The 13,391-nt window shown below is 71.5% G+C and carries 13 protein-coding genes; 5 read left to right on the forward strand and 8 right to left on the reverse strand.

Going from position 1 to position 13,391, the window contains the following annotated elements; all coding sequences use genetic code 11:
- Nucleotides 1-79 precede the first annotated feature (79 nt).
- A complete protein-coding gene (locus tag BN6_RS44710) occupies nucleotides 80-895 on the forward strand; it encodes a hypothetical protein (protein ID WP_015097493.1) in 816 nt (271 codons plus the stop codon).
- Here the strand turns inward: BN6_RS44710 and BN6_RS00230 are convergent.
- The 4 genes from BN6_RS00230 to BN6_RS00245 are packed head-to-tail and all read right to left on the reverse strand — an operon-like array spanning nucleotide 892 to nucleotide 3,819.
- Entirely contained in the window at nucleotides 892-1,914 is a 1,023-nt protein-coding gene (locus BN6_RS00230) for a copper resistance D family protein (protein ID WP_015097494.1), read from the reverse strand. The two genes, BN6_RS44710 and BN6_RS00230, sit on opposite strands and share 4 nt — an antisense overlap.
- Nucleotides 1,911-2,486, reverse strand: a complete 576-nt coding sequence (locus BN6_RS00235) for a copper resistance CopC family protein (protein ID WP_015097495.1) — start codon at nucleotides 2,484-2,486, stop codon at nucleotides 1,911-1,913. The genes BN6_RS00230 and BN6_RS00235 overlap by 4 nt, the downstream gene beginning before the upstream one ends.
- Nucleotides 2,483-3,241 (reverse strand): YcnI family copper-binding membrane protein, encoded by a 759-nt coding sequence (locus BN6_RS00240; RefSeq protein ID WP_015097496.1) that lies wholly within the window; start codon nucleotides 3,239-3,241, stop codon nucleotides 2,483-2,485. Before BN6_RS00240 ends, BN6_RS00235 begins: the two co-directional genes overlap by 4 nt.
- Before the next feature lie 35 nt (nucleotides 3,242-3,276).
- A complete protein-coding gene (locus BN6_RS00245) occupies nucleotides 3,277-3,819 on the reverse strand; it encodes a hypothetical protein (protein ID WP_041311503.1) in 543 nt (180 codons plus the stop codon).
- Between the two features lie 100 nt (nucleotides 3,820-3,919).
- Between BN6_RS00245 and BN6_RS00250 the strand changes: the two genes are divergently transcribed.
- Nucleotides 3,920-5,572 (forward strand): BCCT family transporter, encoded by a 1,653-nt coding sequence (locus BN6_RS00250; RefSeq protein WP_051075913.1) that lies wholly within the window; start codon nucleotides 3,920-3,922, stop codon nucleotides 5,570-5,572.
- On the opposite strand, the gene BN6_RS00255 is transcribed toward BN6_RS00250, so the two are convergent.
- Nucleotides 5,550-5,984, reverse strand: coding sequence for a DUF6474 family protein (locus BN6_RS00255; RefSeq protein WP_015097499.1), 435 nt, complete (start codon nucleotides 5,982-5,984; stop codon nucleotides 5,550-5,552). The two genes, BN6_RS00250 and BN6_RS00255, sit on opposite strands and share 23 nt — an antisense overlap.
- A gap of 114 nt (nucleotides 5,985-6,098) precedes the next feature.
- Between BN6_RS00255 and BN6_RS00260 the strand changes: the two genes are divergently transcribed.
- Nucleotides 6,099-7,736, forward strand: coding sequence for a TM0106 family RecB-like putative nuclease (locus BN6_RS00260; protein WP_041311506.1), 1,638 nt, complete (start codon nucleotides 6,099-6,101; stop codon nucleotides 7,734-7,736).
- 481 nt (nucleotides 7,737-8,217) lie between these two features.
- Here the strand turns inward: BN6_RS00260 and BN6_RS00265 are convergent, their stop codons facing one another.
- The 3 genes from BN6_RS00265 to BN6_RS00275 all read right to left on the reverse strand — a co-directional run bounded on the left by BN6_RS00265 (nucleotide 8,218) and on the right by BN6_RS00275 (nucleotide 9,831).
- Complete coding sequence (locus BN6_RS00265; protein WP_015097502.1) at nucleotides 8,218-8,526, reverse strand: hypothetical protein; 309 nt, start codon at nucleotides 8,524-8,526, stop codon at nucleotides 8,218-8,220.
- Entirely contained in the window at nucleotides 8,523-8,819 is a 297-nt protein-coding gene (locus tag BN6_RS00270) for a hypothetical protein (RefSeq protein WP_015097503.1), read from the reverse strand. Before BN6_RS00270 ends, BN6_RS00265 begins: the two co-directional genes overlap by 4 nt.
- A gap of 259 nt (nucleotides 8,820-9,078) precedes the next feature.
- On the reverse strand, nucleotides 9,079-9,831 hold the full coding sequence (locus tag BN6_RS00275) for an SDR family NAD(P)-dependent oxidoreductase (protein WP_015097504.1): 753 nt from the start codon (nucleotides 9,829-9,831) through the stop codon (nucleotides 9,079-9,081).
- A gap of 296 nt (nucleotides 9,832-10,127) precedes the next feature.
- Here BN6_RS00275 and BN6_RS00280 point away from each other — a divergent pair, with 296 nt between their 5' ends.
- Together BN6_RS00280 and BN6_RS00285 are read left to right on the forward strand one after the other, a co-directional pair.
- On the forward strand, nucleotides 10,128-11,423 hold the full coding sequence (locus tag BN6_RS00280) for a UDP-glucose dehydrogenase family protein (protein ID WP_015097506.1): 1,296 nt from the start codon (nucleotides 10,128-10,130) through the stop codon (nucleotides 11,421-11,423).
- Between the two features lie 76 nt (nucleotides 11,424-11,499).
- On the forward strand, nucleotides 11,500-13,293 hold the full coding sequence (locus BN6_RS00285; RefSeq protein ID WP_015097507.1) for a gamma-glutamyltransferase family protein: 1,794 nt from the start codon (nucleotides 11,500-11,502) through the stop codon (nucleotides 13,291-13,293).
- The last annotated feature ends 98 nt before the right edge of the window (nucleotides 13,294-13,391 follow it).

The raw sequence follows: 13,391 nt of genomic DNA on the forward strand, positions 1-13,391 counted from the left end.
AAACTTGTGCCACCGCGCAGCCTGAAGGAGACGAGGTTGCTGTCCTCGATCGGTCACCGCGTGCTGCGCTACCTGCGATGTGAAGGCCGCCGCCTCGGTCCGGGTTGCGGCCCTCACCGGCACAGCGGACGCGTTGCCGCTGCTCGCCGAGTACGCCCAGGACACCCGGTACATGGTGCAGAACGAGTTGAGTGCGGGGTCCCCGCTGAACAACGGAGGCCTGACGATCAGGTCTCGGAAACTGCTCCGCCATACCCGACGACTACCCGCGCTGACCCGACTGAAAATCAACTTGGGGCCCCACGAAACGGTCGAAGACCTCTGGTTCTTCGCGGACATCCCGGAATTGGTGGGTTTGGGCGTGACCCTTGATCCGTCAAAGGACCATGACCTGGTCGCGTTGGGTTCCAGTCGGCACTTGCAGCGCCTCTCCCTGTTTGGCGTGGAGAGTACTGAAGATTTGTCGCCCATCGCCGACTTCCGCGAACTCGGGCACCTGTCGCTGGCGGGATACTCCGACGCCAGGCTGTCCGATTTCGACTGCATTCCGTCAGTGTGGGGCATAAGCCTGCACCGGCCACTGGAGGCGAAATTGGGCAACGCCTCACGGGTGTTTGGTCAGATCGGAAGTCTCAACCTGTCCAGCTTCGACCACGTCGATCTCGGTCTGCTGCCGGAGTCGCTGCATTTTCTGGTGTTGCAGGACATGCGAGTCCGGAACCTGGCCCCGCTCGCCCGGCTCGTGCTGCTGAAATCGCTCTACCTGTTGGACCTCAAGGATTTCGATGGCGACTTCAGGCCGTTGGCAGCACTCGATCTCCAAATTCTGGGAATCGACCGCGAAGATGGCTGCACGGGTCTCGAAGGGATATCCGGAAAGATCCAAATCGGCTAGGCCACCGGGGCGCGGGAGAGGACGACGGCGAGGCCGAAGGCCACGCCCATCACGGCCAGTTCGAACGCCGCCCAGCCCACGATCGCGGTCGTCTTGTGCTGTGCGATGTTCGGCAGCATCCGCCATCGGATGTTCGCGCCCAGGACCGCCAGCACGGCCGCGCACACGATCTTCCCGACCAGGATCAGGCCGTACGACGTCGTGAACAACGACCCCGGCAACGTGATCACCGGGTTCAGGGCCAGTTCCAGCAGGCCGTTGAACAGTCCTGTCACCGACACCACGGCCAGGCTCACCGTGGCCAGTTTCGAGAACTTCGGCAACGCCTCCGCCAGCAGGCCCCGGCGGTGGGCCACCAGGGCGATCAGCGCGGCCAGGCCGCCGGTCCACGCTGCCGCGCCCAGGACGTGCAGCTCCATCGAGATCATGGAGTAGTCGTGGTACTTCCAGTTCGACGCGTGGCCCGTCACCGGCAGCGGCAGCAACCCGAACATCGACACGAGGATGCGCAGTTCGGCCGGTACCGACTCGCCCTTGCGGACCGCCAGGACGCCGATCCACAAGTAGATCAACGCGCACACCGCGCTGAACAACAACCCCTGCCCGGCGCCGACGCGTTGTACGTAGTCGACCACCGAACCCATGGTCACCGGCACGTCCGGCCGGGTTTCGTAGGCTCGGACGACGATCGACAGCAACGCCGTGAACACCCACACCGCCGCGCCGACGACGGCGGCCGGGCGGGCCACGCGCATCACCGGTTCGGTCAGGGTGGGGCGGGAGAAGCCCAGCAGCTTGGGCAGCAGGCTCAGCCCGACGACCACCGTGGCGGCCAGGTCCAGCAACGTCCTGACCAGCGGTTGGGCGAACTGGACCACCACCCCCGGCTCGGCGACGCCGACGGCCACCGGGGTCGTCGACAGGCCGAGGCCCAGGAACGCTCCGACGGCTCCGCCGCCGAGCAGGCCGCCCAGTACCCAGTACCGGTTGGCGGGGGTGGTGGTCCGGTTCGTCGTCATCGCCGCGTGGACTCCCCGGAACCCGGGCCGGAGCCGGCACCCGAGCCGCCGCGCAGGGCGAAGAACACGCCGCCGCCCAGCAGCACGACCGCGCCGATGATCCACACCCAGATCGGCACGCCGCCGCCCTCGTCGGACGACGACTCGCCCGCCTTGGCGGTCTCGGTCGCCGCGTTCGGGGTGCCGCCGCCGGCCTTGGTGGTGCTGAACTTCAGGTTCCCGGACACCGGGTGCCCGTCGGCGGACAGGATCCGGTAGCCCACCTGGTACTCGGCCGCCGGGCCGAGCGGGCGGACCTTGAAGACCACCGAGTTGTTCCGGACGACGGGCTCGCCGCCGTCCTCCCAGCGGGTGTCGTCCGGGCCCTTGACGGTGATGGTGTTGAACTTGTCACCGCCCTGCACCGGCTGGTCGAACACCAGGGTGATCTCGGCCGGGCCGGCCTCCAGCGCCTGGCCGTCCTTCGGGTCGCTGCTGACCAGCACGTTGTGCGCGGACGCGGTCCCGGTGCCGAGCAGCGCCAGGCCGCCCGCGAGGAACGCGGCCAGGGTCAGCGAGAGCGCGCGCCTCATGCGTTCGGCTTGCCCGCGCGCCGCGACCGCAGCACGGCCCCGGTGCCGAAGCCCAGCCCCAGCGCGCCCACGGCCAGGCCCGCGCCGCCGAGCCAGCGGGCGGTGTTGTCCGTGCCCGACGTGCTCGCCGCGTGGTCGTCGGTCTTGGCCGACGCGTTGGTGGCGTCACCGTGGTGGTCGGCGCCCTCGGTCTTCTTGACCAGGTTGAGCACCGGCGCGGGCTTCTCCGGCTCCTCCGCGCCCTCGGCGGGCGGCGGGGCGTTCCAGTCCACGACCTCGCCGTTGTCGTAGGTCTGCTTGGTCGGCATGATCAGCTTGTCGGTGTTGTCCGGCAGCGGGCCGATGGACAGGTCGAACTCGTTGAACTGGCCGGGCTCGATCCGGACGCCCGGGTCGGCGGTCCACACGACCGAGCGGACCGCCTCGGTGATCTCGCGGCCGTGGCTCTGCACCGGCTTGTCGAGCTTGCCCTTGACGGCCTCGACCTTCCAGCCCGCGGTGGGCTTGGTGCTCACCGACGCCAGCGGGTACTCGGCGGGCAGCGTGAGCTCCAGCTTCACGGTGCCGTTGGCCGGCCGCTCGTTGGGCACCCGGATGGTGACCTTGGTGTAGCCGCCCTGGACGGCGTCCTTGGGGGTGGACGCGGTCACGTGCGCCGACGCGAGGCCCGCCGTGCCCAGCGCGAGGAAGGCGGCGACCGCGAGCACGGCACCGCCCTTGGCGAACGTGCGCGCGCCAAAACGATTTGTCGACATGGAGTTGTGTCTCCTGATTTGACCAGAGGGGTGTGTCAACCGGGTCGGGTGATCAGGAGTACGGGCGGCCCCCGACGGCCGTTCACGCGCCGCAGCACCACGGCGGTCAACGTGTCCGGCGTCGGGGACGACGGCAGCGGGCACGTCCGGTGCTCCACGGGCGTGAACGAGACCAGGACCGGCCGCAGCCGGGACGCCGCCGACACCAGGGCGGACAGCGCGCTGTCCGCCCTGGCCAGCAGCAGGCCGGTGAGCAGCCCGGCGACCACGTGCGCGGCGGTCATGGTCAGCGGGCCGAAGCCCAGTCCGGGTCCGTCGGGGGCGTGGTGGCCCAGGCTGAGCAGCGTGTGCTGACCGACCTGCGCCGCGCCGAGCGTGGCCAGGACCGGCCACGGGCCGCGCCGGCGCTCGGCGAGCGCGGTGCCGGCGAGGGCGATCAGCGCGGTCAGCGGGAGCGCGGGCGCGAACTCGGTCAGATCGCCCCCGGCCGCCCCGTGAGCCGCCACGCTGAGTGCTGCGGACGTCACGGCCAGTAGAACGGCCCGCGCGAGGCGGGTCGAGGCCGGACGTCGGGTCATGCACAGAGCGTAGGAGACCGGCGCCCGAAGGTGTGAGCCGCTCCGGTGGTCGGGGGGTTTGTGTTGCGCCGAACGGGGGTAAGGGCTACCCGTGAAGACCGTGCCTGAACCCATCGAACAGCCGCTGCCAGGTGAACCGCGGGCCGAGCGGCCCAGCCGGATCGACCCCGTCGTCTTCGGCGTCGCCGCCGCTGTCGCGCTCGGTTTCCTGGTGTGGGGGGTCTTCGGCACGGAGTCGCTGGCCTCGGCCGCCAAGGCCGCCCTGGACTGGGTCATCGGCCACCTCGGCTGGGCGTTCGTGCTGGTCGCGTCCGGTTTCGTGCTGTTCGCGGTGTGGTTGGCGGTCAGCCGCTACGGTCGGATCCCGCTCGGTCGCGACGACGAGCGGCCCGAGTTCAGGACGGTCTCCTGGATCGCGATGATGTTCAGCGCGGGCATGGGCATCGGCCTGATGTTCTACGGCGTCAACGAGCCGCTGTCCCACTTCGTGAAACCACCACCGGGCACGGTCGCCGCCGAGAGCGACGCGGCCCTGCAGACCGCCATGGCGACCACCCTGTTCCACTGGACGGTCCACCCGTGGGCGATCTACGCCGTGGTCGGCCTGGCCATCGCCTACGGCAGCTTCCGGCGCGGGCGCAGCCAGCTGATCAGCGCCGCGTTCGCCCCGCTGCTCGGCGAGCGCCGGGCGGGCGGTCCGGCGGGCAGGGCGATCGACGTGCTGGCCATCTTCGCCACCCTGTTCGGCTCGGCCGCCTCGCTGGGGCTGGGCGCGCTGCAGATCGGCAGCGGGCTCACCTCGGCCGGCTGGGACGTCGGCAACGCCGTGCTGGTGGGCATCATCGCGGTGCTGACCGTGGTGTTCGTCGCGTCGGCGGTGTCCGGGGTGGCCAAGGGCATCCAGTGGCTGTCGAACACCAACATGGTGCTGGCCGTGGTGCTGGCGGCGTTCGTGTTCGTGGTCGGGCCGACGGTGTTCGTGCTGAACCTGGTCCCGGCCGCGATCGGCGACTACTTCCGCGACCTGGCCGACATGGCGGGCCGCACCGCCGCGTCCGGCGGCGACGCCACCGAGGCGTGGCTGTCCGGCTGGACGATCTTCTACTGGGCGTGGTGGATCTCGTGGACGCCGTTCGTCGGCATGTTCATCGCCCGGATCAGCCGGGGCCGCACCATCCGGCAGTTCGTGACCGGCGTGATCGGCGTGCCCAGCGCGGTCAGCCTGATCTGGTTCTGCGTGTTCGGCGGCACCGCGATCCACCTCCAGCGGACCGGCACCGACCTGGCCGGGCAGTCGTCGGCGGAGAGCCAGTTGTTCGGGATGCTCGATCAGTTCCCGCTGGCCGGTGTCGCCTCGGTGCTGGTGATCGTCCTGGTGGCGATCTTCTTCGTGTCCGGCGCGGACGCCGCGTCGGTGGTGATGGGCACGCTCTCGCAGCGCGGCTCGATCACGCCGTCGAAGGGCGTCGTGGTGTTCTGGGGCGTGCTGACCGGTGCCGTCGCGGCGGTGATGCTGCTGGTCGGCGGCTCGAACGCGCTGACCGGGCTGCAGAACCTGACGATCATCGCCGCGCTGCCGTTCGCGGTGGTCATGGTCGGGCTGTGCGTGTCGCTGGCGCGCGACCTGCGCAGCGACCCGATGATCCGGCGCGAGGAGCGGGTGGCCGAGGTGATGGAAGAGGTCTGCTTCGGGCCCGAGGAGACCGCGCTGCTCACCGTCGAGCAGATCGTCAGGACACGCCCAGGCGCCTGAGCAGCTCGGCTTCCAGCACGTCGAGGTCCGCGCCCACGGCCCGGTGCGCGGCCTTGCGGCGCGGTGTGGGCATCCGCTCGGACGCCCGCACCGCCGCCGTGAGCTGGGTGAGGCGCGCCTCGGTCGACTCCACGTACTCGCGGTCTTGGCCGCGTACGTCCTCCAACGCCTGCGCGAACCCGGTGATCCGGGCGTAGAGGCGCGCGCCGTGCCCCGAGTACCGGGACAGCTCGTCCACCGGAACGCCCAGTTTGCGGGCCCGGTACTGGTCGTAGCGGTCGCTCACCGCGGCCGCGGCGCGGGCCGCCAGCGGCGCCACCACGGGGATCAGCGCGGGCGCGACGACCTTGGCCACACCGACCAGGTTCTTCGCCCGGCCGGGCGTGAAGCCCTTGCTCCGTTCGCGTGCCATCGCCGCACCTCCTGACCGGAACACTAGAGGTCGGTCGGGTGTCGCGCACGGAAGATCGACCCCGGCGATCAGGTTGCCGGTACAAGCGTCGGCGCGGCGGCATACCCTTTTGCCGTGACTTCCCAGGTGCAGTTGGACGCCGGCGTGGTCACTCGTTGCCGGCGGCGGGTGCACCTCGAACACGATCCAGCGATGCGCGACGCCCCGAAAGCGCCGCCGGACCCGACCGGTCAACTGCGCAAGGCCGACGCGACCGAGCACCGGCGGGTCGTCGCCGAGGCGCTCGGCCGGGTCGTCGGCTCGGAGCTGCTGGAGGTCCCGCAGGACGTGCCCAGCGCCGACCGCGAACGGGTCACCGCCGCCGCGATGGCCGCCGGCGCCCGGTTCATCTGGGGCGCGGCGCTGCCCCGCGACGAGCGCGGCGGCCGGCGCGGCGGCATCGACCTGCTGGTCAAGGACACCACCGGGTACGTGCCGGTGCTGGTCGTGCGGCACAAGGTCACCGACCCGGGCACCGGCGCGCGCACGTCGCCGCTGTCGCACCCGCTGCCCGGCGGCGCGCGCGTCGACCCGCTGCGCAAGGTCCGCCCGCAGCCCCGCGACCAGCTCCGCCTGGCCCACGCCCAGCGCCAGTTGCAGGCCTCCGGGTTCGCCGCGGCAGGCCGCTCCTACGGCGGCGTGGTCGGCATGGACGGCGACGTCGTCGTGTGGCACGACCTCGAATCGCCCACCTGGCCCGGCGGCCGGACCGCGCTGGCCGAGTACGACTCCCGGTTCTCCGACCGGCTGGCCGTCGCCACCGCCGCCACGACCGGCGCGCACCCGCTGGCCCGGCCGTCGCGGATCGTGGAGTGCCGGTCCTGCCCGTGGTGGCCGGTGTGCGAGGTCGACCTGAAGGACGCGCGGGACGTCAGCCTGGTCGTGCGCGGCGAGGACGCCGTCGCGCTGCGCAAGATCGGCGTGTCCACGGTGGACGACCTGGCCGCGCTCGACCCGCAGGTGCCGCCGGCCACCCCGCTGGTCGGGATGCTCTACCCGGACGCGGTGATCCTGGCGCGGGCGTGGCTGCGCGACCTCACGGTGGTGCGGCGGTTCCCGTACATGGACGTGCCGCGCGCGGACGTCGAGGTGGACGTCGACATGGAGAGCTTCGGCGACCTCGGCGCGTACATGTGGGGCTGCTGGCTGTCCGGCGCGGACGTCGGCGAGGAGCCCGGCTACCGCGCGTTCGCCACCTGGGACCCGCTGCCGTGCGACGACGAGGCCCGGTCGTTCGCCGAGTTCTGGGGCTGGCTGACCGGCGTCCGGCTGCGCGCCCGCGCCCGCGGCCTGACCTTCCGCGCGTACTGCTACAACGAGCTCGCCGAGAACCGCTGGCTGCTCGGCTCGGCCGAGCGGTTCAAGGGCCGGCCCGGCATCCCGACCGTCGCGCAGGTGCGCGAGTTCATCACGTCCGACTCGTGGGTGGACCTGTTCGGCATCGTCCAGGAGCAGTTCCTGTGCGCCCACGGCAAGGGCCTCAAGACGATCGCCCCGGTCGCCGGGTTCTCCTGGCGCGACCCGGAGGCGGGCGGCGAGAACTCCATGCGCTGGTACCGCGACGCGGTCGGCATGGACGGCCCGCCACCCGAACCGGACCAGCGCCGGCGGCTGCTGGAGTACAACGAGGACGACGTCCGCGCCACCCACGCGCTGCGCGAGTGGATGACCTCGGACGCGATGGCCGGCCTCCCGTTCGCCGGCGACCTCTGACGCTCCCGGCGAAGGCGGCACGTCCGGCCGCGATTCGCCGGCTGCTCCGACACCGGACGCGACCGGCCGCCGGGTCGGACGCGGTCGTCCGCGTCGTCCTCGGGGGCGGAACTCCGAGTGGCCGGAGCGGTCGACCTGGCCACCCTGACCCCGCACCACGAGTCCGAGGGCGCGGCCGACCGGAGCGTGGCCGACGTCGTCGTGGGGACGGGCTTCGTCCTGGCGAACGTCGGCAGTTTCCCTCAGGCGTGGGCCGCCGCTGAGGTCGCCCACCGGTCCGGCCTCGCTTCGGCCACCCCTGACGTGTTCCCGCAGCTGTCACCCGCCGGTGCCGAGCCCGGAGGGCACCTTTCCTGGCGGGGGCCATCCGCTCAGCACCGTCACCAAGGGCACATCAACTGCGGAAGAGGCCGCGCCGACTGCGGTACAGGGGGCCTGTGGCAACCATTGCGGAGGCATGTCCTGTCGAAGCGCAGGGTGTTCACGGGTGCGGGCCGACCGTCACAATCGTGATTTGATCTTCCCCAAGGCCGTAGATCCACCATATCCGCCAAGCTGAGGGAGTGTTGTTCTCGACGTAGGACTCCCACAGCTGAGCGCCGTTCGGCCCTGGCACCGACTGGTATTGGTGCGAGCGCAACGCCGGGTAGCGCGGACCCAACTGCTCCAGCTGGGTCAGCGCTTTCCGGATCTTCTTGAGCTTCTTGGCGTACTGCTGCTTCCCTCGAAGATGCTCCAGAACTGCTGAAGCCTCGGCCGTGTACAGGAGTTCGTAGGGTGGAGCGCTCACTCGTCCTCTTCGTCGATCTCGACGTCGGCGGTGACCCAGTCGAGCTTCTGCACCTTGCCCTCTGCGGCGTCCGCCAGGCCGCGGAACAGTGATGCCCTCAGCTCGTCGTTCTGCCAGACCATCAACTCGCGCTTCGGGATGCTGGCCAGCGGGGTGAGCAGGATAGCGCCTTCGTCGTTGATCGAGACGGCGTAGCGGTCGTCTTTGTGGACTCCCGCCTTGCCGAATGCGATGCGCGAGCGCTCGTCGGCGGCTACTTCGGCGATGGGGCGGAATCCCTCGAGTGTCGTCATGGTGAGCCCCTCGATCAAGTTGCGAGCAGGGCCGAGCAAGCCGTCACTGTCACCCCAGTAACTCGCTCGTGAAGGCCTGGGGATGGTGCAGTGGTGGCTGGATGGTGTCGGCGGCTGTCTTGAGCCTAGTGACATGTGGGCAAGTGGGCAATGCCCCATCGTGTTGACTGCCGCACACCGCTGAATGCATCGGACGGGTCCCGACGGAGTACCGGCCGCGGTGCGGAAGCGCGTTGCCTGCACAGACCGGCTGCTGTACCTAGCGAGGCGCCATGCGCAGGGCGCCGTCCATCCGGATGACCTCGCCGTTGAGGTAATCGTGCTCCACGATCGAGACGGCGAGCTGCGCGTACTCCTCGGGCAGCGCCAGCCGCTTGGGGAACGGCACGCCCGCCGCCAGGCCCGCGCGGAACTCCTCGGAGACGGTGGCCAGCATCGGCGTGTCCACGATGCCCGGCGCGATCGTCATCACCCGCACGCCCACCGACGACAGGTCGCGCGCGGCCGGCAGCGTCATGCCGACCACGGCCGCCTTGGACGAGGCGTAGGCGACCTGGCCGATCTGCCCGTCGTAGGCCGCGATGGAGGCGGTGTTGATCACGATGCCGCGCTGGCCGTGCTCCAGCGGCTCGGACCTGCCCATCGCCGCCGCCGCGAGCCGCAGCACGTTGAACGTGCCGACCAGGTTCACGTCGATGACCTTGCGGTAGAGGTCCAGCGGGTGCGGGCCGGTCTTGCCGACGGTGCGGGTGGACGGGCCGATGCCCGCGCAGTTGACCACCACGCGCAGCGGGCTGCCGGAGCCGGCGGCGGTGTCGACCGCGGCCTGCACGTCCTCCTCGGAGGTCACGTCGGCGGCCAGGTAGGTGACGCCCTCGACGGGTTCCGCGTCGTCCACCCGGATGTCCAGGGCGAACACGCTCGCGCCCTTCGCGGCCAGCGCCCGCGCCGTCGCGTTGCCCAGGCCGGACGCGCCGCCGGTGACGATCGCCGCGGTTCCCTCGATCTTCATGCCACACCCTCCGTTGCCCAGCGACCCTGCCGGGTCTGGAGGTTAACGGCCGTTCAGCGCGCGGTGCTCGGACAGGTGCAGCAATGCGACCAAGGGCACGGCCGCCACCAGCGCCAGCCCGGCGAAGATGGCCAAGATCAGCAGCAGTTCCATACCTGAACGATGCACCCGCCGGGCGTGCTCGCGCGTCCGCCGCCAGGGCTGTTCCCGAGTACCCCCAGAGGACTACCCACCTCACTCTCCGCATACAACTCAAGTTCCACCCACGGCCAACTTCGGCTGCGACCGTCTGGACCATGTTCGTCCGACGGATCGCGGTCGTGGGAACGGGTTACGTGGGCCTGACCACGGGGGCCTGCCTGGCCTCCCTGGGGCATCGGGTCGTCTGCGCCGACGTGGACACGCTGAAGGTCGCCCGGCTGCGCGCGGGCCAGGTCGACATCCTCGAACCGGGGCTGACCGAGCTGGTCACCGAGGGCCAGGCCGCCGGGCGGCTGGAGTTCGTGGAGGGCGCGCGGGCCGCCGTGGCCGACGCCGAGGTGGTGTTCCTGTGCCTGCCCACGCCGATGGGCTTGGGTGGCGCGGCGGACCTGTCCGCGGTCGAGTCGGTGGCCCGTGACCTGCGCGAGGTGCTCCCGTACGGGACGGTCGTGGTGTGCAAGTCCACGGTCCCGGTCGGCACCTCGACGCGGGTCGCGGACCTGGTCGGCCGGGAGGACGTGGCCGTGGTGTCGAACCCGGAGTTCCTGCGCGAGGGCAGCGCCGTGCGCGACTTCCTGCACCCGGACCGGATCGTCGTCGGCTCCGACTCGCCGCAGGCCGCCGAGCGGGTCGCCGCGCTGTTCGCCAAGCTCGGCGCGCCGACCGTGCTGATGGACGCGGCCAGCGCCGAGATGGTCAAGTACGCCGCCAACTGCTTCCTGGCGATGAAGCTGTCCTACGTGAACGCGATCGCCGAGCTGTGCGAGCTGGTCGGGGCGGACGTCTCGGCGGTGACCGACGGCATGGGCCACGACCGGCGGATCGGCCAGTCGTTCCTGCGGCCCGGACCCGGCTGGGGCGGGTCGTGCCTGCCCAAGGACACCCACGCCATGGTGCGGATCGCGGAGTCGGTGGGGGTCGACTTCGACCTGGTCCGGTCCACCATCGACACCAACCGGCGGCAGCAGCGGCGGGTGGTGGACAAGGTGCGCGACGCGGTCGGCGGCACGCTCGCCGGTGCCCGGATCGGCATCCTCGGGCTGGCGTTCAAGGCGGGCACCAACGACCTGCGGGACTCGCCGGCGCTGGCGGTGGCCGAGCTGCTCGCCTTCGAGGGCGCCGAGCTGGTCGCGCACGACCCCGAGATCGGCCGGCCGCTGGTCGGGATGACCGTCGTGGACGACGCCTACCTGGCCGTCCGGGACGCCGACGCGGTGGTGTTGCTCACGGAGTGGCCCGAGTTCCGGGCCCTGGACTGGGGTCGGGTGGCCGACCTGATGAGCGGTGTCGTGGTCCTCGACACCCGCAACCACCTCGACGCGGACGCCTTGCACCGCGCGGGTTTGGCGTTGCGGGGGCTCGGGCGCAGGCAGCCCGCGGCAGCCGGTTGAGCCGACCGTCGTACATCAGGACACAATTTAGTTCGCCTGGTTAACCAAAGATGGGATGTCCACGTAGGTTGTCCGCGTGTTCACAACCCGCCCTGAACTCGTCGGTACCCACGGCATGGTCGCGTCCACGCACTGGCTCGCCTCCAGCGCGGGCATGGCCGTGCTGGAGGACGGCGGCAACGCGTTCGACGCGGCCGTCACCGCGGGCTTCGTGCTGCAAGTCGTCGAGCCGCACCTGAACGGTCCGGGCGGCGAGGTGCCCGTGGTGTTCACCGCGGCGGGCGAGGCGACCCCGAAGGTGCTGTGCGGCCAGGGCGTCGCCCCGGCCGGGGCGACCACCGACCACTACCGCGGCCTGGGCCTGGACCTGGTGCCGGGCAGCGGGCTGCTCGCGGCGACCGTGCCGGGCGCCTGGGACGGCTGGCTGACGCTGCTGCGCGACTACGGGACCAAGTCGCTGCGGGACGTGCTCGGGTACGCCATCGGGTACGCGCGCGACGGGTTCCCGCTGCTGGAGCGCGTGTCGGCGACCGTCGAGACGGTCTCGGAGCTGTTCCGCGAGCACTGGCGCTCGTCGGCGGGGCTGTGGCTGGCCGACGGGAAGGCACCCCGGCCGGGCGCGCGGTTCCGCAACCCGAAGCTGGCCGACACGTGGGAGTGGCTGCTCGCCGCCGGCGAGGCCGCCGGGACCGACCGCGAGGCGCAGATCGAGGCGGCGCGGCGGGCCTGGTCGCAGGGTTTCGTCGCCGCGCAGGTGGAGGAGTTCTGCCGGACCGCGTTCCGCGACGACTCCGGTGCCGACCACGCGGGCGTGCTGACCGGGCAGGACATGGCGTCCTGGCAGGCGACCTACGAGGACGCGGTGACCGCGGACTTCGACGGGTGGACGGTCGCGAAGATCGGCGCGTGGTCGCAGGGACCGGTGCTGTTGCAGCAGTTGCGGCTGCTGGAGTCGTTCGGCGACCGGCTGTCCTACGTCGACGGCGTGCCGACGCCCGAGACGGTGCACCTGGCGGTGGAGTGCGCCAAGCTGGCCTTCGCCGACCGCGAGGCCTGGTACGGCGACAGCGCGGACGTGCCGCTGGACACCCTGCTGTCGAAGGACTACGCGCAAGCCCGCAGCGCTCTGGTCGGGGAGACCGCCTCCCTCGAACTGCGCCCCGGGTCCCCGGACGGGCGGGACCCGGTGCTGCCGCGGCACGTGCTCGCCGGCCGTTCCGCCATCGTCACCGACGGCGGTGGCGCGCTCGGCGAGCCCACCGTCTCGCGGACCGGCGCGGTCCGCGGCGACACGGTGCACATCGACGTGGTGGACCGCTGGGGCAACCTGGTGTCGGCCACCCCGTCCGGCGGCTGGCTCCAGTCGTCGCCGACCATCCCGTCGCTCGGGTTCTGCCTGGGCACCCGCGCGCAGATGTTCTGGCTGGACGAGGGCCTGCCCAACACCCTCGCCCCCGGCAAGCGGCCGAGGATCACGCTGTCCCCGACGCTGGCGCTGCGCGACGGCGAGCCGGCCCTCGGCTTCGGCACGCCCGGCGGCGACCAGCAGGACCAGTGGCAGCTCGGGTTCTGGCTGGCGCACACCGTCGGCGGCCTGAACCTCCAGGAGGCCATCGACTCGCCGATGTGGCACAGCAACGCGTTCCCGAGCTCGTTCTACCCGAGGGCGTGGACGCCCGGCGAGCTGGTGGTCGAGTCGCGGCTGGGCGCGGCGGCGCTGGAGTCGCTGCGGGACCGCGGTCACCAGGTGGTCGACGCGGGCCCGTGGTCGCTCGGCCGGATGTCCGCGGTGTCCCGGGACCCGCACGACGGCTTCCTCCGCGCCGCCGCCAACGCCCGCGGCAACCAGGGCTACGCCGCCGGCCGCTGACCGGCCCGCACCCGACCCGACCGCGCCACCGACCCGGGACGCTCGACCGCGCCACCGAACTGGGGCGCTCGACCGCGCCGCCCGGGTCGGTGGACCGC

The organism is Saccharothrix espanaensis DSM 44229 (assembly GCF_000328705.1).
GTDB classification, from domain to species: domain Bacteria; phylum Actinomycetota; class Actinomycetes; order Mycobacteriales; family Pseudonocardiaceae; genus Actinosynnema; species Actinosynnema espanaense.

What these genes read in the sequence shown, in the direction of transcription:
- BN6_RS00275 (WP_015097504.1), bottom strand. Translation starts at nt 9,831, where the DNA reads ATGAAGATCGAGGGAACCGCGGCGATCGTCACCGGCGGCGCGTCCGGC.
- BN6_RS00235 (WP_015097495.1), bottom strand. Translation starts at nt 2,486, where the DNA reads ATGAGGCGCGCGCTCTCGCTGACCCTGGCCGCGTTCCTCGCGGGCGGC.
- BN6_RS00230 (WP_015097494.1), bottom strand. Translation starts at nt 1,914, where the DNA reads ATGACGACGAACCGGACCACCACCCCCGCCAACCGGTACTGGGTACTG.
- BN6_RS00245 (WP_041311503.1), bottom strand. Translation starts at nt 3,819, where the DNA reads ATGACCCGACGTCCGGCCTCGACCCGCCTCGCGCGGGCCGTTCTACTG.
- BN6_RS00240 (WP_015097496.1), bottom strand. Translation starts at nt 3,241, where the DNA reads ATGTCGACAAATCGTTTTGGCGCGCGCACGTTCGCCAAGGGCGGTGCC.
- BN6_RS00255 (WP_015097499.1), bottom strand. Translation starts at nt 5,984, where the DNA reads ATGGCACGCGAACGGAGCAAGGGCTTCACGCCCGGCCGGGCGAAGAAC.
- BN6_RS00280 (WP_015097506.1), top strand. Translation starts at nt 10,128, where the DNA reads ATGTTCGTCCGACGGATCGCGGTCGTGGGAACGGGTTACGTGGGCCTG.
- BN6_RS00270 (WP_015097503.1), bottom strand. Translation starts at nt 8,819, where the DNA reads ATGACGACACTCGAGGGATTCCGCCCCATCGCCGAAGTAGCCGCCGAC.